The sequence below is a fragment of the Streptomyces specialis genome (assembly GCF_001493375.1).
Taxonomy (GTDB): domain Bacteria; phylum Actinomycetota; class Actinomycetes; order Streptomycetales; family Streptomycetaceae; genus Streptomyces; species Streptomyces specialis.
Window position 1 is genome coordinate 65,015 of the sequence record NZ_LN929763.1, and the last position, 25,175, is coordinate 90,189.

At 75.6% G+C, this 25,175-nt stretch carries 19 protein-coding genes; 6 read left to right on the forward strand and 13 right to left on the reverse strand.

Going from position 1 to position 25,175, the window contains the following annotated elements; all coding sequences use genetic code 11:
• Positions 1-56: 56 nt before the first annotated feature.
• Both BN2279_RS03990 and BN2279_RS03995 read right to left on the reverse strand, forming a co-directional pair.
• Positions 57-932 (reverse strand): universal stress protein, encoded by an 876-nt coding sequence (locus BN2279_RS03990; protein WP_059006467.1) that lies wholly within the window; start codon positions 930-932, stop codon positions 57-59.
• A 220-nt stretch (positions 933-1,152) separates the two neighbouring features.
• Positions 1,153-2,025 carry a helix-turn-helix transcriptional regulator gene (locus BN2279_RS03995; RefSeq protein ID WP_059006469.1) on the reverse strand — a complete coding sequence of 291 codons (873 nt, stop codon included), beginning with the start codon at positions 2,023-2,025 and terminating at the stop codon, positions 1,153-1,155.
• 173 nt (positions 2,026-2,198) lie between these two features.
• Between BN2279_RS03995 and BN2279_RS04000 the strand changes: the two genes are divergently transcribed.
• From BN2279_RS04000 to BN2279_RS04010, 3 genes are all read left to right on the forward strand, one after another.
• The gene (locus tag BN2279_RS04000) at positions 2,199-3,200 is read left to right on the forward strand and encodes an aldo/keto reductase (protein ID WP_104530927.1); all 1,002 of its coding nucleotides are present in this window, start codon (positions 2,199-2,201) and stop codon (positions 3,198-3,200) included.
• Between the two features lie 66 nt (positions 3,201-3,266).
• Positions 3,267-7,313 carry a CHAT domain-containing protein gene (locus BN2279_RS04005; protein ID WP_059006471.1) on the forward strand — a complete coding sequence of 1,349 codons (4,047 nt, stop codon included), beginning with the start codon at positions 3,267-3,269 and terminating at the stop codon, positions 7,311-7,313.
• Between the two features lie 76 nt (positions 7,314-7,389).
• Entirely contained in the window at positions 7,390-7,773 is a 384-nt protein-coding gene (locus BN2279_RS04010; protein WP_059006473.1) for a CATRA system-associated protein, read from the forward strand.
• Between the two features lie 7 nt (positions 7,774-7,780).
• On the opposite strand, the gene BN2279_RS04015 is transcribed toward BN2279_RS04010, so the two are convergent.
• The 4 genes from BN2279_RS04015 to BN2279_RS04030 form a co-directional block, all read right to left on the reverse strand.
• The gene (locus BN2279_RS04015) at positions 7,781-9,304 is read right to left on the reverse strand and encodes an asparagine synthetase B family protein (protein WP_059006474.1); all 1,524 of its coding nucleotides are present in this window, start codon (positions 9,302-9,304) and stop codon (positions 7,781-7,783) included.
• Entirely contained in the window at positions 9,301-10,431 is a 1,131-nt protein-coding gene (gene grrM, locus BN2279_RS29070; RefSeq protein ID WP_059006476.1) for a cyclophane-forming radical SAM/SPASM peptide maturase GrrM/OscB, read from the reverse strand. Before grrM ends, BN2279_RS04015 begins: the two co-directional genes overlap by 4 nt.
• On the reverse strand, positions 10,428-11,267 hold the full coding sequence (locus tag BN2279_RS29075) for a hypothetical protein (RefSeq protein ID WP_059006478.1): 840 nt from the start codon (positions 11,265-11,267) through the stop codon (positions 10,428-10,430). Before BN2279_RS29075 ends, grrM begins: the two co-directional genes overlap by 4 nt.
• A 76-nt stretch (positions 11,268-11,343) precedes the next feature.
• On the reverse strand, positions 11,344-11,541 hold the full coding sequence (locus BN2279_RS04030; protein ID WP_059006480.1) for a hypothetical protein: 198 nt from the start codon (positions 11,539-11,541) through the stop codon (positions 11,344-11,346).
• A 176-nt stretch (positions 11,542-11,717) separates the two neighbouring features.
• Here BN2279_RS04030 and BN2279_RS04035 point away from each other — a divergent pair, with 176 nt between their 5' ends.
• The 3 genes from BN2279_RS04035 to BN2279_RS04045 all read left to right on the forward strand — a co-directional run bounded on the left by BN2279_RS04035 (position 11,718) and on the right by BN2279_RS04045 (position 15,101).
• Complete coding sequence (locus BN2279_RS04035) at positions 11,718-13,100, forward strand: AfsR/SARP family transcriptional regulator (protein ID WP_059006482.1); 1,383 nt, start codon at positions 11,718-11,720, stop codon at positions 13,098-13,100.
• A complete protein-coding gene (locus tag BN2279_RS04040) occupies positions 13,087-13,383 on the forward strand; it encodes a CATRA system-associated protein (protein ID WP_059006484.1) in 297 nt (98 codons plus the stop codon). Before BN2279_RS04035 ends, BN2279_RS04040 begins: the two co-directional genes overlap by 14 nt.
• A 71-nt stretch (positions 13,384-13,454) precedes the next feature.
• Positions 13,455-15,101, forward strand: a complete 1,647-nt coding sequence (locus tag BN2279_RS04045) for a CATRA conflict system CASPASE/TPR repeat-associated protein (protein ID WP_059006487.1) — start codon at positions 13,455-13,457, stop codon at positions 15,099-15,101.
• Positions 15,102-15,112: 11 nt separating this feature from the next.
• Here BN2279_RS04045 and BN2279_RS04050 read toward each other — a convergent pair whose 3' ends face one another.
• The 7 genes from BN2279_RS04050 to BN2279_RS04085 all read right to left on the reverse strand — a co-directional run bounded on the left by BN2279_RS04050 (position 15,113) and on the right by BN2279_RS04085 (position 25,174).
• Positions 15,113-16,123 carry an AraC-like ligand-binding domain-containing protein gene (locus BN2279_RS04050; protein WP_059006489.1) on the reverse strand — a complete coding sequence of 337 codons (1,011 nt, stop codon included), beginning with the start codon at positions 16,121-16,123 and terminating at the stop codon, positions 15,113-15,115.
• 461 nt (positions 16,124-16,584) lie between these two features.
• Positions 16,585-17,511: a bacteriocin fulvocin C-related protein gene (locus tag BN2279_RS04060; RefSeq protein ID WP_059006494.1), complete on the reverse strand. Its 927-nt coding sequence runs from the start codon at positions 17,509-17,511 to the stop codon at positions 16,585-16,587.
• Between the two features lie 221 nt (positions 17,512-17,732).
• Positions 17,733-18,278, reverse strand: coding sequence for a peptidase inhibitor family I36 protein (locus BN2279_RS04065; protein ID WP_159037044.1), 546 nt, complete (start codon positions 18,276-18,278; stop codon positions 17,733-17,735).
• A 397-nt stretch (positions 18,279-18,675) separates the two neighbouring features.
• Complete coding sequence (locus tag BN2279_RS04070; protein WP_234347415.1) at positions 18,676-21,567, reverse strand: SpoIIE family protein phosphatase; 2,892 nt, start codon at positions 21,565-21,567, stop codon at positions 18,676-18,678.
• Positions 21,568-21,738: 171 nt separating this feature from the next.
• The gene (locus BN2279_RS04075) at positions 21,739-22,644 is read right to left on the reverse strand and encodes a class I SAM-dependent methyltransferase (protein WP_059006498.1); all 906 of its coding nucleotides are present in this window, start codon (positions 22,642-22,644) and stop codon (positions 21,739-21,741) included.
• Between the two features lie 26 nt (positions 22,645-22,670).
• Complete coding sequence (locus tag BN2279_RS04080; protein ID WP_059006499.1) at positions 22,671-23,774, reverse strand: NAD(P)-dependent alcohol dehydrogenase; 1,104 nt, start codon at positions 23,772-23,774, stop codon at positions 22,671-22,673.
• Positions 23,771-25,174, reverse strand: coding sequence for an aldehyde dehydrogenase family protein (locus tag BN2279_RS04085; RefSeq protein ID WP_059006501.1), 1,404 nt, complete (start codon positions 25,172-25,174; stop codon positions 23,771-23,773). The genes BN2279_RS04080 and BN2279_RS04085 overlap by 4 nt, the downstream gene beginning before the upstream one ends.
• Position 25,175: the final 1 nt, after the last annotated feature.

Here is a 25,175-nt window from a genome sequence, read left to right on the forward strand (position 1 = left end):
CCCGGCCCCGGACCGCGCCCGGCACGGGCCGGGCGGCCGGTCCCGACCCGACGCGGTCAGCTCCCGCCGGCCACGACGACGGGGCAGTGCGCGTGGTGCAGCAGCGCCTGGCTGACGGAACCGAGCAACAGCCCGGCGAACCCGCCACGTCCGCGCGTCCCGACGACGACGAGCTGAGCAGCAGCGCTCGCCTCGATCAGTGCCTCGCGCGCGTCGGCCCGCACCACCCGGTGCTCGACCCGGATGTCCGGGTACTTCGCGCACCAGCCCGCGAGCGCCTCGGCCGGCAGCCGCGCCTCGTGCTCCGCCAGCGCGCCCGGCTCGTTCGCGAACGGCGCCGACGGATCCCCGGGCGGCGGCATCGGGGCGTCCCACGGCGTCCAGGCGTGCAGCGCCACGATGCCGGCGCCGCGCGAGTCCGCTTCGTCGAACGCGAACCCGACCGCCTCGTCGCCGGCCGCCGATCCGTCGACACCCAGCACGATCGGGCCGTCCGGCGCGGGCCGGCCCCGCCCCCCCACCCCCGGGCACCCGCCGTGCGCGGCCAGCCCCACCGCCGTGGACCCGATCAGCAGTCCGGTGAAGGCTCCCAGTCCCCGGCTGCCGACGACCACCAGCCCGGCGGTACGCGACTGCGCCTCCAGGACGGGCAACGGCGCACCGGCGACCAGCACCTCGGTGACCTTCACCTCCGGCGCGAGCGAGCGTGCCCGGCCGGCGGCGTCGGCCAGCACACGCTCGGCCGCGTTGCGCAACCCGCCGTCGGCCGGGCCCGGCACGGGCGCCCCCAGGGGCACGTGCATCAGCGGCCAGACGAACGCGTGCACCACCCGCAGCTCCACGCCCCGCGACCGCGCCACTCCGGCCGCCGCCTCCACGGCGGCGAGGCCCGACTCCGAGCCGTCCACTCCCACAACCACCGGGCCGCTCATCGCTGACTCCCTCGGATCGTCTCCACGGCCGCCCCGCGGGCGGCCGGCGGTGGACGCGTTCCACGCCGCCGCTCCTTGCCCCAGGCTCGCCCGCACGACCGCCGCCGGCCTAGGGCCGAGTGGCTCGCGCACAGGGCCATCCGGCCCCCCGACGTCTGACCGGGCCGCGCATGCGGTGGGCGGTTCGCCCGCGACGCGGGCGGGGTGGGGTGGCTGGCTCTTATTCACATCTTCCCGCCCCCCAGACAGGGCGAAAACTCGGATGCCGTCCGTTTGTCGGTCGTGATGCAGCGTTGGACAGAGCGCCAACCCGCGAGAACTGGAAGAAGAGGCAGGTCGGCAGCGTCAGATGTGTAGAAGAGGCAGGCAGCAGCGCCACGTAGTCCAGCTCCAGCGGGCCGACCAGCGGGTGCACGAACCGCTTGCGCCCGATGCTCGGTCCCTTCACGTCGTGCCGGGCCCACCAGTCGCGGAACTCCGCGCTGTGCACGGCCAGTTCGCCGACCAGCGCGCTGTTCGCGGGGTCGTCGGGGGCGCGGCCGGTGGCCGTCCTGAGCTGCGCGATGCCGTGCCGGGCCGCCAGCTCCCAGTCGGCGTACAGGGTGCGGGCGAGCGGGTCGCGGAAGGTGAACCAGAGCAGGTTCCTCCGCGCCTGCGGCAGCGCCGCGAAGTCGGTGACCAGCGCGGCGGCCATCGCGTTCCACGCCAGCACGTCCAGGCGGCCGTTGAGCACGTAGGCGGGCACCGGCCCGATGGCCGTGAGCAGCCGGGCGACCTCCGGCCGGACCCGGGACGAGGCCGGGCGGCGCGGCGGAACGGACCCGGCGCGCGCCAGGCGGTACAGGTGGTCGCGTTCGTCGTCGTCCAGCCGCAGCGCGCGGGCCAGACCGTCCAGCACCGAGGCGGAGGGGCGGCCGTCGCGGCCCTGCTCCAGGCGCATGTAGTAGTCCGGGCTGATCCCGGCGAGCTGCGCCACCTCGGCGCGGCGCAGCCCCGGCGAGCGCCGCCGCCCGCCCTCGGGCAGGCCGACGGCCGCCGGCGGGAGCCGGTCGCGGCGGCTGCGCAGGAACGCCGCCAGTTCGGGGGAGGGCATGACGTCCAGTGTGCCGGGTCCGTCGCGCGGGTGGGTAGCCCTGGCGTTACTGGCCTCGCGGGGGCTGGCTCCCAGCGGGTCCTGGCTAGCCGGGGGCCGGTGACGGACGATCAGGGACGTGTCCCGCCGCGTCGGGCGCGGACACGCGAAGACCCGACTGGAAGGGAACCGGCGTGTACGAGCGCGCACTGGGAGAGCACGGACCGAAGGTATCGGCGCTGGGGTTCGGCGCCATGACGCTGGCCGGCGGCATCTACGGGGAGGTGGAAGGGGCGCAGGCCGAGGCCACCCTGCGGGCGGCGCTGGACGCGGGCATCACGTTCCTCGACACCGCCGACATCTACGGCGCGGACGGCGCCAGCGAGCGGGTGATCGGCCGCGTTCTGAAGGGCCGCCGGGAGGACGTCGTCCTGGCCACCAAGTTCGGCGGCAACCAGGACGCCGACGGGCTGCTGGTGCCCGGCATGGGCCGGCGGGCCTACCTGCGCGGTGCCCTGGAGGCCAGCCTCCGGCGGCTGGAGACGGATCACGTGGACCTGTACTACCTCCACCGCCTGGACCCGACCACGCCCGTGGAGGAGACGATGGGCGCGCTGGCTGAGCTGGTCCAGGAGGGAACGATCCGGTACATCGGGCTGTCGGAGGTCTCCGCCGCCACCCTGCGCCGCGCCCACGCGGTGCACCCGGTGACCGCGCTCCAGACCGAGTACTCCCTCTTCCACCGCGACCCGGAGGACGAGGTGCTCCCGGCCTGCCGGGAGCTGGGCGTCGGCTTCGTGGCCTACAGCCCGCTGGGCCGGGGCCTGCTCGGCGGCGCGGTGCGGAGCGACGCCGACCTGGAGCGGGACGACTGGCGGCGGGGCAACCCCCGTTTCCAGGGCGGCAATCTGCACAGCAACGTCGCTCTGGTCGACGCGCTGGCCACGCTGGCCGCCGCGCACGGCGTGACCACCGCGCAACTGGCGCTGGCCTGGACCCTGCACCGGGACACCGTCCCGATCCCCGGCACCCGCCGGGCGGCCAACGTCCGGGCCAACGCCGCCGCAGCCGACCTGGCCCGGACGCTGGACGCGGAGGTCTTCCGGCAGCTGGAGGAGCTGGTGCCGCGCGGCGCGGTGGCCGGGCCGCAGGGCGACGCCCGGTACCTCGCCAACCTCGACACCACCGGACGCTGATCCCCGCCCCGGGCGGGTACGGTGCTGCCACGGTCGCCCGACGCGTCGCGGATTCCAGGGGGTTGGATGCGGGAGGAACGGCTGGCGCCGGTGGTCGCCCGGCTGCGGCGGATCACCGCGGACGGCGACCTCCGGCCCGTTCTGGAACCCGAGGCGCTCGCCGAGGCGGAACGTCTCGCGGAGCTGCTCGACGGCTCCGGGGCCGATCTGCGGGCCGGGTTCACGCTCGGCTGGTTCCACTGGTACCGCGTGCTGGCGTTGCCCCCCGGGCAGGAACAGGACGCTCTCGAAGCCGCCATCCAGGCGTTCACGCCCTGGTTCGCCCTCACCTGCGACGGCCTGCCGCCCGAGCTGATCCCGGCGCTGGCGAGCGCCGCCGCCCTGACCGCCGCCCGCGCCCTCCTGGAGGCGGGGCGTTCCCCCGACCCGGACCGCGCGTCCGCCGCCGTCCGGTCCTGGCGGCGGGTGCTCCGGGCGGCAACGGACACCGACCCCGCGTACCCGATGTACCGGTACGCCCTCGGTGTGGCGCTGGCCCACCGTTTCCGGCTGACAGGGGCGGCGGAGGACCGGGACGAGGCCATCGACGCGCTCCGGGCGACGGCGGACGCGGGCGGCGCGTACCTTCCGGCGGACTCCCAGGTGCGGTACCAGCTCGGGACCCTGCTGGCGGTCCGGTACGCCGCGTCGGAATCGCCGGCCGATCTCGACGAGGCGATCGAACGGCTGCGCGCGTCCGCGCGGACCGCGCCCCCCGACAGCCCGCACCGCGCGACCGCCTGGGCCGCCCTGGGCTCGGCCTCGGCGGCGCGCTTCGCCCGCACGGGCGCGCCCGCGGACCTCGACGCCGCGATCGAGGCCGGGCGGAACGCGGTGGACGCCACCGGGGACGGGGACCCCGACCACGCGCTGCGCCTCTTCCGCCTCGCGGCCGCCCACCGGCAACGGGCCGGGCACGCGGACTCCGGCCGGGACGCGGACCTGGCCGTCGCGTGCCTGCGGGAGTCGCTCCGGGTGGCGCCCGCCGGGCACCACACCACCGGGGCGCCCGCGGCGACGCTCGCCGACGCCCTCCTCGCCCGCTTCGGCGCGCGCGGGGAGCCCGCCGATCTGGACGCCGCCGTCGACCGGTTGCGCGAGGCGGCACGCGGTACGCCACCCGGCCACCCCCTCCGGGCGACGTGTCTGTCGGATCTCGGTGCGGCGCTGGCGCTGCGGGCGGGGCGGACCGGGAACGCGGACGACGCGGAGGCGGGCATCGCCGCCCAGCGGCAGGCCCTGGACGCCACCCCGCCCGGTCATCCCGCCCGGCCGGGCCTCCTGTCGGATCTCGGTGCGGCGTTGACGCTGCGGGCGGGGCGGACCGGGAACGCCGACGACGCGGAGGCGGGCATCGCCGCCCAGCAGGAGGCCGTGGACGCCACCCCGCCCGACCACCCGGCCAGAGGCCGCCGCCTCTCCCTCCTCGGCAGCGCCCTGCGCGCCCGGTTCGACCTCTCGGGCGACGCCGCCGCCCTCGACGCCGCCGCCGCTGCCGTGCGGGAGGCGGTCGGTCTTACCGCGCGGGGGGCGCACCCGCACCACGTGGGCGCCGTCCTCGGCGGCCTCTCCGCCGGCACCGGACGCGAAGCGGACGCGGACGCCGCCATCGACGCCCTCCGCACGGCGGTCACCGGCTACAGCGACCCCCTCGAACGCGCGCAGTGCCTGACCAACCTCGGCGCGGCCCTGCTGCTGCGCGGTGAACGCGAGAGCGGGGACGCCGACCTCGACGCCGCCCTGGACGCCCTGCGGGAGGCGGCGGACCTCCTGCCCTCCGCCCATCCGGACCGCGGCTGGACCCTCGGGCTGCTCGGCACCGCGCTGGCGGCGCGCGCCGAACGGTCCGGCCGCCCGGCCGACCTCGACGCCGCGATCCGGGCCCACCGGCGCTCGGTGAACGCGACCCCGGCCGGGCATCCCGACCGGGCCGGGCGGCTCACCGCGCTGGGCGGCGCGCTGGCGGAGCGGTACCGGCACTCGGGGGACCAGGCCGACGTGGAGGCCGGGATCGGCCTGCTCCGCGCGGCCCTCCGGGCCGTCGCCGACGACGATCCGCGCCGTCCCTTCCACGCCGCCGCTCTCGGCCGGGCACTGCTGGCGCGCCGCGAGCCGCCGGGGCCCCCGGCGGACCCGGCGAACCCAGCGAACCCAGCGAACCCGGCGGACACGGACACCGCCATCGGCCTCCTCGACGACGCCGTACGGGCCCTCGGCCCCCTCCATCCGGGCCGTGGCCCGCTGGGCGCGGATCTCGGGGACGCCCTGTGGGCCCGTCACGAGCACACCGGGGACGCGACGGACCGGGAACGCGCCGTGGACGCCTGGCTGGCGGCGGCGCGCGTCCCGACGGCCCCGACGACGTCCCGCGTCCGGGCGGCCCGTGCCGCCGCCACGGCACTCGCGGACCCGGACCCCGGGCGGGCGGCGGAGGCGGCCGAGCTGGCGGTGCGGCTGCTGCCGCTCGTGTCGTCGCGCCGCCTGGGGCGGGGGGACCAGCAGCGCCTGGCCGGTGCGTTCGCGGGCCTCGCCGGTGAGGCCGCGGCGCTGGCGCTGACCGCGTCCGGCGGCACGCCGGACGGCGCGGCGCGGGCCCTGCGCCTCCTGGAGACCGGGCGGGCGGTGCTGATGTCGGCGTCGCTGGACGTCCGGGGGGACCTGACCGGGCTGTGGGAGCGTCACCCCCACCTCGCGCTGCGCTTCCTCGACCTGCGGGACCGGCTCGACCGCCCCGTCCCGGCACTTCCCCGGACGACGGAACCGGCCGGACAGCGCGCCGGGGACGCGCGGCGGCGCCACGACCGCGAGACCGCCGACCGCCAGACCCTCGCCGCCGAGTTCGCCGCGCTCCTGGACACCATCCGCGCCGAGGAAGGATTCGCGACGTTCGCCGCGCCACCCACCGACGAGGAACTCCTGGCCCAGGCGTCCGAGGGGCCGATCGTCGTGTTCAACGTGACGCCCCGCCGCGGCGACGCCCTGCTGGTCACCGCGACCGGTGTCACCGCCCTTCCCCTGCCCCGGCTCGGCTGGGACGACGTGCGCGAGCGCGGCGACTCCTTCCGCGACGCGCTGCGCGCCACGGCGGACGCCCCCGACCCGATGCGGCCCCAGGCCGAGCTGGCGAAGATCCTCGCCTGGCTCTGGGACGCCGCGGCCGAACCGGTGCTGCGGGCCCTGGGCCTGGTGACCACCCCGGCCGGTGACGCCGGTTCGTGGCCCCGGATCTGGTGGGTGCCGGGCGGGCCGCTGAGCACGCTGCCCCTGCACGCCGCCGGCCACCACACCCCGGCCGAGGACCCGGCGGCACCCCGGTCCGTGCTGGACCGGGTCGTCTCCTCCTACACCCCCACCATCCGCGCCCTCCACCACGCCCGGGACCTGGCCCGCCGCCCGGTGGCCGGCGGCCCGCCGGGCCCCGCCCGCCGGCTGATCGTGGCCATGCCCGTCACCCCCGGCTTCCCCGACGGCGGCCGGCTCCGTTTCGTACCGGCCGAGGCCGCCATGCTCCGCGCGCACTGGCCCGACGCCGTGCTGCTGACGGAGCCCGACCCCGGCCCGGCCGGCGGCCCGCCGCCCGGGCCGGCGGACCTGCCCACCAAGGCCAACGTCCTGGCCCACCTGGCCGCGTCCGACATCGTCCACTTCGGCTGCCACGCGGACAGCCATCCCGCCGACCCGTCCCTCAGCCGCCTCTTCCTCCACGACCACGCGGAGGACCCGTTCACCGTCGCCGGACTCGTTCCCGTCACCCTCGACCGGGCCCGGCTGGTCTACATCTCCGCCTGCCGGACGGCCGCCGTCGACGCGGCGGCGCTGCGGGACGAGGCGATCCACCTGGCCGCCACGTTCCAGCTCGCCGGGTTCCCGCACGTCGTCGGCACCCAGTGGGAGGTCGGCGACCTGGCCGCCACCACCCTCTCCACCGCGTTCTACGCGCACCTCCACGACGGTCGCGGCACGGCACGGCCCGAGCGTGCCGCCCACGCCCTGCACACGGCGGTGCGTTCCGCCCGCCGGCTCCTGTGGGCCACTCCGTCCCTGTGGGCGGCCCACCTCCATTCGGGTGCCTGAGCGCCGGGCCCACCGCCGCCGGCGCATTGTCGGTGAACGCCCACCGCGCGGCCTGACGTCTCGTTAGCATGCGGGCATGGAGGCATCCGAGGAGCGCGCCACGGCCGGGTCCGGCCGTCCTCCCCTGTGGACCGAAACGCTTGACGCCGTGCTCGGCCTGGTGCGCGACATGCCGGAGTGGACGCTGACGGAGGACCGCTGGACCTGGGCGGGAGACCGGCTGGACGCCGTGGGCGCCGCCGTGACGGCCGGGGACCTCGCGGCCCTGCAACAGGCCCTCGCCGGGCTCATGGTGCTGGACGACAGCCGGTTCAAGCCGCTCGGCACCGCGCCCCGGGTCCCGATCCCGCCCCGGGTGCGGGAGCGGGTCGGGCCCACCGCGGACCAGGTGGCCGACGCGCGCGACGAGCCGCCGCAGGCGCCGGAGGAACACGCTCCCGCGCCCGGCGACAAGCGCTGACCGGCCGTCACGGGCCGGCGGAACGCCGCCAGCAGGACAGGGCGCCCAGGGCGAAGCACAGATGCGGACGCGGCGCGCCGCTCATCTGCTCCGCGATCAGTTCGCCGGCCAGGGCCGGGTCGAGCAGGTCCCCGAGACCGTGACCGGCGTGCCGGCCGAGGAAGTCCATGACGGGGCCGGGGCCGAGCAGCGGGCGCTGGTCGGCGTAGTACGGGGTGCGGGGCCTCCCGGGCCCGGCGAGCCAGTGGCGCGGTGAGGGGCGCGGCGCCGTGCGGCGGCCGTAGCCCTCCTCCGGGTAGTCCAGCAGCCGTGGCCACAGGCGGCCGATCGCCCACCGGTGCCAGCGGTCGCCGAGCTTCCAGCGGCCGGGCAGGGCGCCGGCGGCGTCGGCCCAGTCGGGGTCCAGGAACGGGACGCGCCACGCGGTGAACTCGCCGATCGCCGCGAGATTGGCGCCGATCTTCCGGCGCCCGTACTGGGCGCGGAAGAACGCCTCGGTGGCGCCGAGGAGCGTCCCCGTGGCCGGCAGCACCGCGCGTACCCGCTCCTCCAGGGCCTCCCGGCCCAGCGCCGCGCTCAGGCCGGGGGCCAGCCGGGCGTGTTCGGCCTTCCGGAACGGGTCGCCGGAGCGGCCGAGGAGATGGGCGGGCGCGTGCGCCGCCGGACGCCGCGCGAGGGCCGCCGCGGACCGTACGGCGGCGGGCAGGTAGTACCCGCGGGCCAGTTCGCCGTGGTAGCCGAGGAGCGCCGGCTCCGGCGACGGGTCCTCGGCGAGATGGGCCATCCCGGCCCAGTTGCTCAGGGGCAGCAGCCCGTCGGTCGCCCGCGCGACGCGGGCCGCGCCGTACGGCAGCCGCGCCGCCGTGACCGCGTGGACGGTGTGGCGCAGGCCGAGGTCGCGGGCGACGGCCGTGGCGACCATCCGGTCGAACGAGCCCGGCACGCCCGCGATCAGCAGCCGGGGACGGTGTCCGTCCGCCAGCAGCGCGGCGAGCAGCAGCCGGGCGTCCAGCCCGCCCGACATCGACAGCGCGCATCCGCCGTCCGCCGCGCGCCGCACGGACGCGACGAACGCCGCCAGCGCCGCGTCCGGTGTCGCCACGGGCGCGTCGGCCGGCCGGGAGGCGCGGATCTCCCCGCCGGAACGGGTGAGGACCACGACCGATCCCGCCGGGACCCGGCGGATGTCGCGGTCCAGGGTCGCCTCGCCGAGCGGGTGGCCGAAGACCAGATGGTCGGCCACCGCGCCGTGGTCCCAGCGCAGCGGGCGCCCGGCCGCCGTCAGCACCTCGTCCAGGCACGCGCCGTGGGCCCTCGGCACCCGCGTGTCGTAGAAGTGGCCGACCGCGCCGGACCGCGAGCTGATCAGCGTGGTCCGCCCGGTCTCCTCCGCGACGATCACGAAGTCGCCGGGCAGCGCGGTCAGCGACGCCGCCCGGCCCCGTGCGACGAGGGCGGCGACGGCCTCCGGCCGTGCCGGGCAGTGGCCGCGCACGGTGACCCGGGGGGACGCCGGGGCGCGACCGCTCACCGGCGCGCGCCCTCCAGCTCGTCGAGGACGACATCCGCGACGGCCATCACCCCCAGCGCGCAGAACCGGGTGCGGGTGCCGGTGAACGCCTGGTGCTCCGCCCACTTGTTGGCGGGCGCCCCGCCCCCGCACAGGGCGAAGTACCCGCAGGAACGCGCGCAGTCTCGCCGTCCCTGGGCCACCTCGTCGGCCAGCCTGGCGAAGCCGGGCCGCCACGCGTCGAGCCGGAAACCGGGGTCGCGCAGGTCGCCGAGGACGAAGTCGCCGTGGTCGGGGCTCCGCCAGCCGAACAGCTCCGGGGAGAAGGAGGAGACGCCGCCGTCGGTGCCGACCGTGACGATGGACAGCGGCTCGTTCTGCGTGTTCCGGACGGGCAGGCGGTGGGAGAGCACATGCTCGCGCATCCGCTCCAGCTCCCGTACGGCGACGCCCGTGCGGGCCGACCACGCCGCCACGGACCGCAGGAAGGCGCGGTAGCGCGGCTCGAAGCCGGAGGAGCGGTGGAGCGTGGAGGAGTTGCCTCCCTCGGTCTCCTCGGGATTCAGCCCCAGCGAGCGGGGGCGCAGCCGGGCCATGAAGTCGAGGTACGCCTCCTGGTGGAGCAGGGTGACCGGAGTGATCACCGAGATGACGTCGCAGTCGAGGCCGGCGGCCCGCAGCCGTTCCACTCCCCTCATGGCGCGGGACAGCGTGCCCCGGTCGTTCCGCGTGCGCCGGTACGCGTCGTGGACGTGCGCCGGGCCGTCCAGGCTGACGCCGACGCGGACGTCCTCCCGGCGGAAGAAGGAGCACCACGCGTCGTCGATCAGCAGACCGTTCGTCTGGAGCGAGAAGCGCGGGACGGTGATCCCGGCCAGGGTCCGGCGCAGGATCTCGTGGGCGCGGGCGTAGAAGTCCCGGGGCGCGGTGAGGGGTTCCCCGGCGTGCCAGCGGATCTCCACCTCGTCGTCGAGCATGCCGGACGAGGCCAGGGCGCGGGCGGCGGCGGAGACGACGTCGAGCGGCATCACCGTGCGGGTCAGGCGGTCCGGCAGGTAGCAGTACCGGCAGTCGATGTTGCAGAAGCCGGTGGCCTGGAGGACGATCTGCCGGACCGGACCGGCCGGGTGTCCGCTCACCTCGCTCACCGGGCCGGGCTCGGCTCGGCGACGGACAGCGCGTTGGCCGACAGCAGCGACACGTCGGGCAGGCCGCGGTCGTTGGTGGCGCCGTCGTGCAGGACGTCCTGGGTGTTGACCAGGTACGCCTGCCCCGGGCGGAGCCGCACGCGCAGCACCGGGCAGGAGGGGTGGGCGGCGAAGAAGGCGTTCTTCAGGGCGTGCGTCGTGGCCGGGATCCCGTGCCCGGCCTCGCGGAGCATCGCGCACAGGGCGGTGACCCGCAGGTTCACGAAGTGCACGTAGCGGTCGGCGAATCCCAGGTTCACCACGGTCAGCGGATAGGCGAGATGGCGTTCCGTCAGCGCGTGGTCCTGGTGGTTGTCCAGGTGCAGCCCCATGAAGAAGCGCCGGTCGTAGTTGTAGGCGGTGGAGAGCCGGCCCGGCCGGTGCACGACCGCGTCGGCGGGACCGACGGTCTCGCAGGTGATCCCGCCGCGGCGCGCCAGCGTGGCGAGGAGCCGGTCGCAGACCTCGCGGATCGCCGCCTTCCGCGGCTCCGCCGGCCCGGTCGGCTCGCGGGACTCGCTCGCCCCGGCGAGCAGGGGCAGCAGGCGGCGCTGGCTCCGTTCCAGATCGCCGGGATCCAGGTCCACCAGCGTCATCCGGTCGTACAGGGGGACGGGGGCGCCGGGCGACAGCACGGCGAACTCGTCGTCGGTGAGGGGGCGCCAGTCGTCCCGGGGGACGAGGGCGGACTCCGCGGCGGCCGGGCCGGGCAGCGGCCGGACACCGGAGCTGATCATGATGTCGGACGGCCCGAACAGGTCGGACAGGACACTGAGGGTGATTCCGGGGAGAAGCACGGCGTCTGCTTTCGCTGGTCGGAGAGGGGAGGCCCGTGGCCGGCGGACGGCACCGGCCACGGGTCGCGCGTCGGGGTCAGTCGCCCCAGGCGGTGTAGCCCGGGTGGCACGAGCCCCGGCTGCCGGACCGCTCGGTGGTGCGGATGCGCTGCACGCGGTCCTCGACCGACCGCACCCGGCCGGTGTCGGCGGACACCGAGACCGGGGCCGGGTCGTCCGCCGGCGCGGCGAGCATCCGCCGCGCCAGGTCCTGCTGCCATTCGGTGATCTGCACGTCGCTCTCCTTGGTGAGGGGTCGTTCGGGCGACTCCCAGCAGACCGGTCCACGCGCTGCCGGGGAAAGCCCCGGAGCGCTTCCGGACCGCTTCCGGCGCGCTGCTGTGTGTGCATGACAGCTCGTTAGACTGTGCGCCGGGATTCTTCGGCATCGGGGGTGACGGGAGACCGGGCGTGGGGGACGTGTGGCTGACGATGCTGGGCTCGACGACCGTCACCGTCGGCGGGCGACAGGTCAGGCCGCCACCGACGACGACGGCGGTGCTGGCCCGGCTCGTCGTCGCGGAGGGGGAGCCGGTCACCGTGGACGAGCTGTTCCACGACGTGTGGGGCGGCACCGGCGCGGGCACACGCCGCGAGGACCGGGTGAGCGTCCAGAAACGCGTGCTGGAACTCCGGCGCCTGCTCGACCCGGACCGCCCGGGCGGCGCCTCCGGCGTCCTGCTGACCGAGCGGGGCCGGGTTTCCGCGTACCGCCTCGTGCTGCGCCGGGACCAGGTGGACCTGTTCGCCTTCCGCGACCTCGTGGAACGGGCCCGGCGGACGGCTCCGACCACCTCGGCCGAACTGCTGACGGCCGCGCTGGAACTGTGGGGCGGACGCCCCCTGTTCGACGTGGAGGACCGCCCCTTCGCCCGGGAGCCGATCCGGCGCCTGAAGGCCCTGCACGAGATCGCCCGACGCGAACTCCTGCGCGCCCGCGCGGAGATGGGGCAGGTCCGGGAGGCACTCGACACGGGCGAGGGCCTGGCGAGGGACTTCCCCGGCGACACGGAACTCGCCGGGACGGTCGACGAGTTGCGGGAACGGGCACGGGCCCGTGCCGGAGGGGTGCTGCGCCGCGACTTCCCCGGAACCGGCACCTCGGTCGTCGTGACCGCCGGCGACCTGTTCGCGCAGGACGACGCCCACCTGGCGGTCGGCTTCACCGACACCTTCGACACCGCGACCGACCACGACGTGGTGATCAGCGCGCGGAGCGTCCAGGGCCAGATGACGCGGTCGCTGTACGGCGACGACCGGGCCCGCCTGGACCGCGACCTGCGCAACGCCCTGCGCGGTCTCCCCGCCGTCGCCGTCGAGCGGAGGGCGGACAAACGCCACGGCAAGCTGACCCGGTACCCCGTCGGCACGGTCCTCCCGCTGCGCCGCGAGGGCCGCAGGATCTTCGCCGTGGCCTACAGCCGGATGGGCAACGACCTGATCGCCCGGTCCAGCCTGGCCGATCTGCTCCTCGGCCTCGACCACCTGTGGGACGCGATGTATCTCCACGGCCAGCGCAGGACCCTGGCCGTCCCCCTCCTCGGGTCGGGACTGGCACGCATCGACGGCCATACGCGCGAGGACCTGCTCGCCGCGATCATCGGGTCCTTCCTCACCGACGCCCGGCACCGCCTCGTCAGCCGCGAGCTGCGCGTCGTGCTCCGGCCCGCCGACCTGCCCGCGCTGTCGATGGCGACGGTCGCCAGGCACCTCGGCGACTGGCCGGACGTCACCAGGGACACGACGCCTCCCACCGGGGAGCGGAAGGGGACGCGCACGGATGCCGACACCTGACGAGGCGCACCCCGGCGGATCCTTCGCGGACACCGTCGCGCTGCTGACCGGCCTGCCGGACTGGTCGTTGCCGCCGGACGGCTGGGCGGACGTCGACGCCCTGCTCGACGCCCTCGCGCGCGCCCGGCGGGCGGGAGACGGGCCCGCCGTGCGCCGCCTGACGGCCGGACTCGCCCGCTGGGCTCCCGGCGCGGCGGACTCCCCGGCCCTGCCGTCCGGCAGGCGTCCGCCCCCGCCGGACCTGCCGGAGCGCGTACGGGACCTGTCTCCTGTACCCCTCTGACGCCCGCCGCGCAGAGGGGCGCGTCAGGCCCGGCCGACGGGGTGCGCTCCGATGACGACAACCCACCGCGGGTGGTCCATCTGTACGCCCCCCTGGAGGGCCTGCGGGCGGCGACCGCCTACCACGCGCTGCGCGACCTCTGGCTGGCGTGCCGGTACCTGTTCGCGATGGACGCGGCCGTGGCCGGCACGGGACTGCCGAGGGACCTTCCCGCGGCGGCGGCCGAACCCCCCGTGACGCACCGCGACCCCGGGGAGTCGGCCCTCGCGGCGCAGGGGGACGACGACCGCGACTGCCAGGCGGGGCTGCGGCGTCACCATGACGTTCTCGTCCTGTCGGTGGCACTGGCACCGCGAACCGGAACCGCGCCGGGCTGGCGGCGGCTGGACGGTCAGTGGGACGCGCTCACGGTCGGCCGCCTGGGACCGTTCCTCGGCGAGACCCGGATACGGCTCGGCCTCGTGCCCGGCCCCCTCGCCCCGGGCGGGGCGGCGGACGCCGGGCTGACGGCCCGTCTGGCCGGGGCGCTGCCGCCCATGACGGGGGGCCGGCTCCGGCCGGAGGACGGCGTCGTCGTGCGGGACCGGCTCGCGGTCTGGGAGACGACACCGGGCGAGGACACGCGGGTCCGCCGCGATCTGGTCGTCGCCACGACCGCGGACGGGGACGACGAGGCGAGCGCGTGGCTGTGGTCCACGGACGGGATCGCGATCCCGCCGCTGGCCCGCTACCTGCTGCACGCCGCGAAACTCGGACACCAGCTCCGCGTCTGGACGCGCGACAGCCCGCGCGTCGCCGAGGTGCGGGCCGCGCTGGACGCGAGCACCGTTCCCGGAGGGCCGGGGACGACACGGGAAGCACGCCGGGCGGCCTTCGACGCGAGGATCATGATCACCCGCCTCCGCGACCTGCGCCGCACGGTCGACATCGCCGCCGACAACATGGAGCGCTCCCTGCACGGCGGGCCCCCCGCGCACGGCTTCTTCCGCGACGACCGCGACCTGGCGCGCTGGTTCCTGTCCCGGCTCGACGACGAGACCGGATACTTGGAGGCGGCCCCCGAGCGTGCCGAGCATGTCCTGGCGGCCCGAACGGAGCCGGAGCGGCCCGCCCCCGCGCCTTCCCCGGACATCGCGCCGGCCGTGCCCGCCGCCGGGCCCGTGTCCTCGGCCGACACCCGGCGCACCGTCTTCGTCGTCCACGGCCGCGACGAGCAGGTCCGCGCGGGCATGTTCGACTTCCTGCGGGCGATCGACCTGCGCCCGCTGGAATGGGAGAACGTCGTCGAGCCCACGGGCACGATCAGCCCCTACCTGGGGGAGGTCATCGCCCAGGGCATCGCCAGGGCCCAGGCCGTGGTGGTCCTGCTGCCCCCCGACGACGTCGTCCGCCTGCACCCGAGCCTGTGCGTCCCTTCCGACGGCCGCGAGGAGAGGGAGCCGGGCATGCAGGCCCGGCCCAACGTGCTGCTGGAACTGGGCATGGCCCTCGGCGTGGCGCCCGAGCGGACGCTCATCGTCAAGGTGGGCGCGCACCGCGCCGTCGCGGACCTGGGAGGCCGCAACTTCATCCAGCTCAGCGACACCGCCGCGTGCAGGCGGAAGATCGCGCAGCGGCTGCGGGTCGCCGGTTGCCCGGTGGACGACCGGGGTCAGGACTGGCTGACCGCCGGCCGGTTCACCGGTCTGACCGCCGACACCCGGCATCCCGCCGGATGAGGCGCCCCCGCTCAACCCGCCTCGCCGTCCGGCGGCGGGGGCGGGGGATCGACGGCGGGCTGGGCCCGGTGGCGGTAGTCGCGCGGGGTCATGCCGTACGCGGTTTTGAACACCCGGGTGAACACCGAGTGTTCGGAGAAGCCGCAGGCCGCCGCGATGTGGCCCACCGGGACGTCCCGCCAGGCGGGGTCCGTCAGGAGGCGGCGGGCGCGCTCCAGGCGCAGGTGGCGCAGATGGGCGGCGACGGTCTCCGACTCGTCGCGGAACAGGCTGTGCAGATGGCGGACGGAGATGTGGTGGGCGGCGGCGATCACGCTCGGGGTGAGGCCGGGGTCGTGCAGGTTCTCCCGCAGGAAGGCCCGGATGCGCAGCCGCAGGGCGTTGTGGCGGGTTTCCGGGGGCAGCGCCGCCCGTGTGTCCAGGACATGCGCGAACAGGGAGGACACCAGATCGGCGGCGATGCCCGCCAGATGGGGTCCGTCGTCGGGTCCGAAGGAGGCGGTGTCGTCGGTCAGCCGGACGAGGAACTGCGCCAGGAGGCCCCCGAACCCCTCCCGGCTGGACAGCCGGTATCCGGTGAGTCTGTCCAGACCGTCGCGGGGCAGCGTCAGCAGCGCCCTGGGCAGCTCCAGGCCGATGCCCGCCTGGGGCGCCGGGCCGTCCCCGGCGTGCACCTCGATGGGGCGGGACGAGTCGATCACGCACAGACTGCCCGGAGCGTAGGCGATCTCGTGGCCGTTGCGGGTGACCCGCAGAACTCCCCGCACCGGCAGGGACACGTGCACGCCTTCCGGGTCGGACTGGCGGATCAGCTTGGGCGTGCGCACGAAGCGCGCCGGCTGGAAGTCGGTCGGCCACACCCGGGCGGTGCCCAGGTCCAGCAGCCGCTGGGTGGCACGGAAGTCCCGCGGGTCGTCGGTCGAGATGTCCAGCGGCGCGTGCGTGCGGGCCATCAGCTCACGCCAGAGCGGGAACCGGTCCGCCGGAGCCACGTCCTCACTGCGGAACACTGTTTCGATCACCGGAGCACCCCCCTGCCACGCTGCCCCTCGATGGTGACCGACCGGCCCCGCCGGAACCAGACGAGAACGGGCCGAATGGCTTTGCGACAGACAACGGCCTGAAGGTCATCTTCGCAGACCCGGATCGGGACCAGTAGGAAGACCACGGTGACGACGACGACCCGGCCGATGCGTTCGGGAACGCCGTACCGATACGGGCGCCCGTGCGGGAAGGTCCGGGCGCGCGGCGGGTGCCGGGGGCGCGCGGGGCCTCGCCCGGCACGAGCCGGGTGGGTCCCGGCGCCCGGGTCCACCACGGGACCGGCCGGGGAAGCGCCTTTGGCTGCGGTCCGTCACCGACCGCTTCCGGCCATCGGCGGCGTGCCGGGAAGCCCGGACGATCACGAAAGTGGCCGACATCGGGCGCCCGATCGCCCCGGCGGTGTCCGTCCCCACCCGGTGCGCCCGACGCCCGTCCACCGCTAACAGGTACCGTAGCAGCGGTAGTTGAAGAACAGTCCGCAGCCGGCCGAGGTGCGGGTGCACCAGCACGGCTTGCCGTCGACGCAGCACGTGCACCCATCCGAGCACCAGTCGTCGCCGCAGTTGCACTCGCAGTTGGCGTCCTCGGCGGCGGTGGGGGCGGGACCGAGGGTCGCCAGCGCCGCCCTGGCCTCGTCCAGACCGAACGCCGCCACGGCGTCGGCCTTCAGCGCCTGGTACTCCCCGTGCAGCTCATCGGTCACCTCGCCGACGAAGGCCGAGTCGCGGCGGAGAAACGCCTCGGCGCGGTCCAGCACGCCGCGCTGCTCGGCGCCGAGACCGGGGTGGGCGGCCCGGTAACGGGACAGGTGCTCCCGCCACAGGGCGGCGCGGTCGGCCGGGTCCAGCTCGCGGAAGATCGCCCGCCGGTACGCCATCGGATGGGCGGTCACCCCGTCGTAGTCCCGCGGCAGCTCGGCCAGGTTCGCCCGCACCCATTCCTGGGCCCGGTCGGTGGCGCGCGCGGCGGGCGCGGCACCCAGCACGGCCGCCGCGCCGAGGCCGGCCAGCAGCAGGAACCGGCCGCGGCCGATGCCGTCCGGCGCCCGCTCCGCGCTCCGCGCCGCTCCCAGGGCGCGCAGCACGCGGGCGGTCCGGCGTGGCCCGAGACGCAGCGCGAGGCGCACCCCCAGGGTCCATCCGGTCCAGGCGCGGGGCGGCTTCCCGCCGTCCTGGGGGACGCGCAGCAGCGTGGGCGCGTGCGGCGGCTCCGCGCCGAGTGCCGCTTCCCGCCAGGAGCGGACCTCCGGGTCCTCCAGCGGCATGATGTCGAGCCGCCGGCCGCTCGCGTCCCGCACGTCGTGGGCCAGCGACCGGCAGCGGCAGCAGTCGGCGTCGAACGCGAGGATCCAGCGGATGGCGACCATGGGGAACTCCCGGGGCGAACGGTGCGGCCTTCTCCGGGATTCTCGGTCGCCGGGTCGTTCCGGAAACGGCGCCCGGAAGCCCACCCGGGCGCGTGCGGCTTCCCGGGGAGCCCCGCGCGTCGACGGGCCCGACGCCGTCGGTGTCGGCATCAGGCCCGTCGCGGTCAGCGCTGCGTGGTCAGCGCGTGGTGGTCACCGTGGGGGTGGGGCTTGTGGCCCGCTCAGAAGATGGCGAGGTCGGCGCGGTCGTTCCAGGTGCCGCCGTAGGGGTGGCTGAGGGTGTTCAGGTCCGAGTACTGGCTGCCGGGCGCGACCGCCAGGGAGGGGAAGTCGGAGTAGTCGTTGTCGAAGAGCTGCGCGAAGTACACCGAGCGGTTGTAGACGCTGGAGGCGCGGTCCTCGAAGCCGTAGTTGCTCAGGAGGTCGAGGAACGTGTCCATCGGCAGTTCGAGCCGGGCGCCGGTGAAGTTGGCCCCGTCCCACAGGCAGAAGTAGGACGCCGTGCAGTCGCTCGCTGCCTGAATGCCGACCTCGGAGCCGGCCGCGGTCAGAGCCTCGTCGGCCTCGTCCCAGCAGTTCAGCTCACCGCTCGCCTGTTGCCGGCAGACGTCGGCGCCTTCCCAGCTCTCCGCCAGGTTGATCGTCTTGCCCTCGTACTGGGCGAGGGCACCGGTCTCCTCGGCGCTGTCCTGGCCCGCCGCGGCGGTCGAGACACCGCCCGCGGCCAACGCGGCGGTCAGGCCCAGCAGCATGGCCGTCCTCTTCATTGCGCGCATAGTGCTCACCCATTTCTTTCCCGGGCGCACCGGATCGGTGACGCCCTGGTCGACTCAGTGAGAAACAGACCGACAGCGGATTCCGCCGCTTCCGCGATGAATGATTCCGCGCGTGGCTCGCTACGGAATCGGTGCCGTGGGGGGAGCTCCAGCCCTGTCCCGTGGGGTGGAAGGACTCGTGCGTGCGCCTGCGTCGCGGTCCGGCAAGGAGCGAGCCGTTTCCGGTCCGGTGGTGACCGGCCGGGCTCGGCGGAACCCTTGCCTGTGTCTAGAGCATGCCAAAGCCGTGCCGGGAAGTCCTTGACGATCGGACCAGGGTGCTTCGACTTTCCGTGCTCGGAATTCCTTCCTCACACACTCTCTGCGCGGCGCATCACCGGTGGAACGCTCAGCCGGAGAGGGGCTGTTCGGTCCAGATGCATTTACCGGTCGGTGTGTAGCGGGTGCCCCAGCGTTGGGCCATCGCGGCCACGAGTCGCAGGCCGCGACCGCCCTCGTCCGCCAGGGACGTGTGGCGGATGTGGGGGGTGGTCAGGCTGCCGTCCGACACCTCGCAGATCAAGGTGCGGCTGCGCAGCACGCGGAGGGTGACCGGTCCCTTGGCGTGGCGGACGACGTTGCCGACGAGTTCGCTGACGAGGAGTTCGGCGGTCATCGTGGTGTCGTCGCCCAGGCCCCATGCCGCGAGCTGCCGGCGGACGTGGTCGCGGGCCTCGCCCGCGGCCCGGGGGTCCTCGGGCAGCGGCCAGACGGCGATGGCCTCGGGCGGCAGCCGGCTGGTGCGGGCGATCAGGAGCGCGGCGTCGTCGCTGATGCGGTCCTGGCTGGGCAGGAGGCCCGCGGTGACCGTGTCACAGAGGGCGTCGAGGTCGTCGGTACGTCCCTGGCCCAGCAGCCGGGCCAGGTGGGCCATGCCGTCCTCGACATCGCGGGTGCGGGACTCGACCAGGCCGTCGGTGTACAGGGCCAGCACACTCCCCGCGGGCAGACGGATCTCGATCGTGTCGTACGGCGGCGCCGCGACGCCGAGCGGGGGGTTGGGGAAGGTCCCGGGGTAGGTGACGGAGCCGTCGGGGCGGACGGTGGCGGGCGGCGGGTGACCCGCGCTGGCGTAGCGGAAATGGCCGTCGACCGGGTCGTAGATCCCGTACAGGCAGGTCGCGAACCGGTCCTCGCTCAGCTCGGCGACGATGTCGTTGAGGTGCGCGAGGATGTCCTCGGGCGGCAGCTCCAGCTCCGACAGGGTGCGGGCGGCGGTGCGCAGCCGGCCCATGGTGGCGGCCTCCGACATGCCGTGGCCCATCACGTCGCCGACGACCAGTGCGACCCGGTCGGACGACAGGGGGATGACGTCGTACCAGTCGCCGCCGACCTCCGTGCCCTCCCCGGCCGGCAGGTAGCGGGCCGCCGCGGTGACCGCCGGGAGCGACGGCAGGACGCGGGGCAGGAGCGCGCGCTGGAGTGCCCGGGCGCGGGTGAGGGCGTCGTCGTAGAGGCCCGCCCGCTCCAGGGCCTGGGCGACGAGGCTGCTCAGCGCGGTCAGCAGCGTGCGCTCGTCCTCGCTGAAGTGCCGCGGCTGGTCGAAGGAGATCGCGGCGCTGCCGATGGGGCGGCCGGACGCGATCAGCGGCAGGATCACCCATGCCCGCTTCCCGCCGGCCGCCACCAGGCGGGTCAGCCTCGGGTGGGGGGCGACGAAGTCGTCCGCCGATTCGGTGAACAGCGGCGCGCGGGTCCGCAGCACCTCGTCGGTGGACGCGGTCACCACCCGGGTCCGCAGGAGCCGGTCGACGAACGCGCGGGAGTGGCCGACGGAGCCGACGATGTGCGGGCGGCCGTCGCCCAGGGTCGCGACGAGCAGCCCGCTGGCGCCGAAGGCGGGCAGCACGCTGTCGGCGACGGCGGCGACCACGTCCTGGGCGGTGACCGCCTCGGCCAGCGCGCGGGTCAGGCCGCCGACCAGGGCCGCCCGGTCGGCGGCGGCCCGTTCCGCCGCCTTCCGCTCGGCCTCCCGGCGGCGCCTCTCGGTGATGTCGGCGACATAGACGGTCAGCCCGTCCGGAACGGGCACCAGCCGCAGGTGGTACCACTGGTCGCGGTCGGGACCCGGCATCTCGAAGCTCGTGGGCTCGCCCTCGGCGACCGCGCCTCGGCACCGTTCCTCCACACCGGGCACGTCCCGCAGCGTGGGCACCTCCCACAGTCGATGGCCGACGATGTCCTGCGCGGCGCCGAGCAGACGCTCCGCCGCCTCGTTGACGAAGCCGATCCGCCAGTCGCCGCTCATGGACAGGAAACCGTCGCTCATGTGGAGCAGGGCGCGGCCCACCGACTCCAGCGCGGGGTGCGTCTGGCTGGTGTTCCACGTGGTGCCGTCCATGCGGACCGGTTCGCCGTTCTCGTCGGTGACGACCTGGCCGCGGGTCCGCACCCAGCCGTAGGTGCCGTCCGCGCGGCGGACCCGGTACTCGCAGTCCTGCACGCCGCGGGTGCGGATCGCCCGGTCGCCGGCCTCCGTCACCCACGGCAGGTCCTCCGGGTGGATGAGGTTGGTCCAGGTCTCGATCCGCCCGTCGAGGTTCTTCCGGTCCACACCGATCGCCTCGAACGCGCCCTCGCTCACCGTGAGCCGGCCCGCCCGCAGGTCCCACTCCCAGGTGCCCGCGACCATGGCGTGGCTCGGCTCGCCGGGTTCAGGACCCGGCAGCAGGGTGGGAGCCAGCCCCTCGGGGCTGGGCGGCGACAGCCGCAGCCGCCCGGCGGCCCAGCGGGCCACCTCGTGGAGGAACTCCCACCGCGCGGGGGTGGGCTCACCGCCCGGAGGGGTCACCACGCACAGCGCGCCGACCGGGCCCTCCGGCCCCGGCAGCGGCACCGCCGCCATCCCGGCGGCGGCCAGGACGGCGGCCGTGGTGAGGACGACCGGCCGCCGGCCCCGCATCTGCTCGGGCGCGGCGGTGGTGGGCAGGTACGTGGCCCCGCCGTTGCGCACGGCCAGGGCGGGGGCCACCGGGGCACCCTCGAAGACGTGGTACCAGAGCCGGACGAATGCCTGCGGCAACCCGGCGCTCACCAGCAGTTGCAGATCCCACACCTCGCTGCGGGCGCGCAGATACGCCATCGCGCCGAGCCCGCCCAGCTCGACGGTCGCGTGCTGGACGGCGGCCATCAGCACATCGCTGTCGGTGGAGTCCTTGTCCAGCGCCGCGAGGAGACGCAGTCGGTCGGCCCGCACGGGCTCCGGCCGTTCGGCCGGGTCCGCGTCACGCCCGACGCCCATCGCCGCCTCCGTCCATCGCTCACCCGCCTCGTTCCACCATCTCCTCCCCGGCGGCTCGGCGCCCCTCCGGTTAGTGCGTTCGGCCCGGCCGGGCAGGCGGTCCGGGCCCCGGGAGAAGCGGCGCGGCAGGGGGACGGCGGTGGCGGGCGGCGCCGGCGGGCTCCGTATCCGTCATGGCCGGGGCTTGTGCGCGAAGATCCACCTGTTTCCCTCCAGCGCGTCGTTCGGCTCGGGAAGGGGGCCGCGTCCGTGCCGGTGGGTGTAGTCGAAGGGGGTGTGGACCGCCGTGGACCAGCCCCTGGCCGCGAGGTGGCCCGCGGAGTCGGGCCGTGGTCCCTTGTCGAAGAGGTGGAGCAGGTCGATGCCGATCTGTTCTCGCGTCGCCGTGTAGATCGCGCTGTCGCGGTACTCCAGCAGGTCCTTCTCCAGCTTGGCCTCGAAGGCGAACGCGCTGCCCTCGGTGGTCAGCCGGTCCACCGTGTCCACGAGGTACGTCTCGGCGGGGCTCGGCAGGTAGAACAGAAGCCCCTCGGCCAGCCAGACGCTCGGTGCCGCCGGGTCGAACCCCGCGGTGGTCAGCGCGGTGACCCAGTCGGCGCGCAGATCGACCGGCACGGGGACGCGCTTGGCCCTCGGGGAGGCCGACAGGTCCGTGAGCACCCGGTGCTTGAACGCCAGCACGGCCGCCCTGTCGATCTCGAAGACCACGCAGTCGGAGGGCCAGTCCAGCCGGAAGGCGCGCGTGTCCAGCCCGGCGCCCAGCAGGACCACCTGGCGGGTGCCGTTCCGGACGGACCGCAGGAGGAAGTCGTCGAGGACCCTGGTGCGCAGGCCGAAGTAGCGGGTGAACCGCCCCCACAGCGGGTTGTCGTCCCCGTCCGGGACCTGCTGAAGGCGCACCGGCCACTGCGCGCAGGCCGGCGCGGCGCGCACGAAGTGCTCCGCGTAGGCGTCCTGGGCCAGGCTGTCGTGACGGTGGGTCTCGATCGCCCGTGCCGCGGCGACCAGGAGGGCGGTCAGCCCCACGCCTCCGTCCACGCCTTCCCCGTCCGTGTGCCGCGGCGCCGTGCCGGCCATGTGTCCTCCGTTGCTGCGTGCCTCGCTCATCGGCTTCCTCTTTCCGGGAGCAGGACGGGTTTGACCACGCGGCCCGCGTCGCAGTCGCGTTCGGCCTCGTTGATGTCGGCCAGGGGGTAGGTGCGGACGAGCTGGTCGAAGGGGAAGCGTCCGGCCCGCCACAGCCGGATCAGCCGGGGGATCAGCAGTCCGGGCACGGCGTCGCCCTCGCAGATGTGGCGGATGCCGCGGCCTCGGTCCAGCGTGCCCGGGGCGAGCGGCAGCGCGGTGTGGAGCCGTGCCACCAGGCCGAGGCTGCCGGTGGGGCGCAGTGCCCGGAGCGCGTCGTTGACGAGCGGGGGCGAGGCCGGGGTGTCCAGCGCGTACTGCGCGCCGCCGTCGGTCAGCCGCCGGATCCGCTCGGGCAGTCCCGCTGTTCCGGCCGGCAGCGGGATCGCGCCGAACCGCTCGGCCAGGGCCAGCCGTTGGGGGTGCCGGTCGACGGCCACGGTCAGCGCGCCGGCGGCGCCGGCCGCCATCACCGCGGCCAGGCCCACCGCTCCCGCGCCGAAGACCGCGACGGTGTCGCCCGGGCCCGCGCCGAAGGCGTTCAGCACGGCCCCGGCGCCCGAGAGGAAGCCGCAGCCGAGCGGTCCGAGCAGCTCGATGGGCAGCGCGGGGTCGACCCGGACGGCGTTGCGGGCCGGGACGAGCGCGTACTCGGCGAACGACGACTGGCCGAACCACCGGGGAGCCAGCGCTTCCCCGCGCGCGTCGGTGAGCCGCGGGGCGTCCTCCTCGCGTCCTCCGAAAAGGTTGAGGGAGGCGAAGGAGTCGCAGTAGGCGGGGGCCGCGCCGCGGCAGCTCCGGCAGTGGCCGCAGGAGTCGAAACTCAGCACGACGTGGTCACCGACGCCGATCGCGGCGTCCGGGGCGCCGGTTCGCACCACGACCCCGGCCCCCTCGTGGCCGAGCACCGCGGGCAGCGGGGAGCGCCCGGCGGATCGCCGGACCGCGAGATCGGTCCGGCACATGCCGCAGCCCGCGATCTCGACCAGGATCTCGCCGTCGGCGGGCTCCGTGCGCAAGCTCACCTCCTCGACCGCGAACGGGCCTGCGTACGAGCGCAGCACGGCCGCCTGGAACCTCACCGTCGTCCCACCTCGTCGTCCTCCCGAGGGCGATGGACGACGAACGGCCGGAGGTTGCCGTACAGCCCCCACGGTCCGCCCGCGACGCCGACGCCGCTGTGCTTGGCGCCCGCGAAGGGCTGGGCGAGGGACAGCTCGGCATGGTGGTTGATCCAGGCCGTGCCGCATTCGAGCCGGTCGGCCACCGCCTCGGCCCGGTCCAGATCGGTGCCCCACACGGAGCCGCCCAGCCCGAAGGCGGTGCCGTTGGCCGCCTCGACGGCTTCGTCGACGCTCCGGTAGGGCAGCACCGGCAGGACGGGCCCGAACTGCTCCTCGGTCACCACCGGGCTGCCGGGCGGGACATCGGTGAGGATCGTGGGAGCGAAGAAGTAGCCCGGCCCGTCCAGCCGGTGGCCACCGGCCGCCGCGCGGGCGCCGTCCGCCAGGGCCTGCCGCGTGACCTGTTCGACGCGGGTGAGCTGGGGGGCGTTGTTGACCGGGCCCAGCCGGGTGTCCGGGTCGAGGCCGGGCCCGACGGGGACGGTCTTCGCGCGCTGGGCGAGGGCCTCGACGACCTCGGCGTGCAGCCGGGCCGGGGCGTAGACGCGTTTGACCGCCATGCAGACCTGCCCGCAGTTGCGGAACGCGGCCCAGAACAGCCGGTCCGCGATCCGGTCCACCTCGACGTCGTCCAGCAGGACGGCGGCGTCGTTGCCGCCCAGCTCCAGGGTGACCCGGGCGAGCGAGGCCGCCGCCGCCCCGGCGACGGCCCGCCCGGTGGGCACCGAGCCGGTGAAGGTGACGTGACGGATGCCCGGGTGGGAGGCGAGGCGGGCGCCGAGGGGTTCGCGGCCGGTGACGACGGTCAGCACGTCCTCGGGCAGGGCCGTGGCGAGGACGGAGCCGAGCAGCCGGGTGGCGAGCGGGGTGAAGGGGGACGGTTTGAGGACCACGGTGTTGCCCGCCGCGAGCGCGGGCGCGAACTTCGCCGCCGCGAGCTGGAGGGGAAAGTTCCACGGCACGATCGCGGCGACGGGCCCGAGGGATCGCCAGCGGATCTCGCTGTGCACCGGGCGGCCGTCGGTGATCCGCCGGGTGCCGGGGGGCAGGTCCGCGAAATAGCGCAGGCGGGCCGCCGTACGGGCGACCTCCGCGTGCGACTCGGCCAGGGGCTTGCCCTGCTCCCGGGTGAGCAGCCGGGCGAGGTCGTCACCGGCCGCCTCCACGGCGTCGGCCGCCGCGCGCAACGCGGTGGTGCGGGCGGCGGGGTCGGCGCGCCAGCCGGGCCAGGCCCGGCCGGCCCGGTCGATCACGGCGTCCAGCTCGTCCGCCCGCTGGTCGGGGGCCTCGTCGAAGGTCTCCCCGGTGGCCGGGTCGACGACGGGGAAACGCGCGTCCCGGCGTCCGGAGGCCGGCATC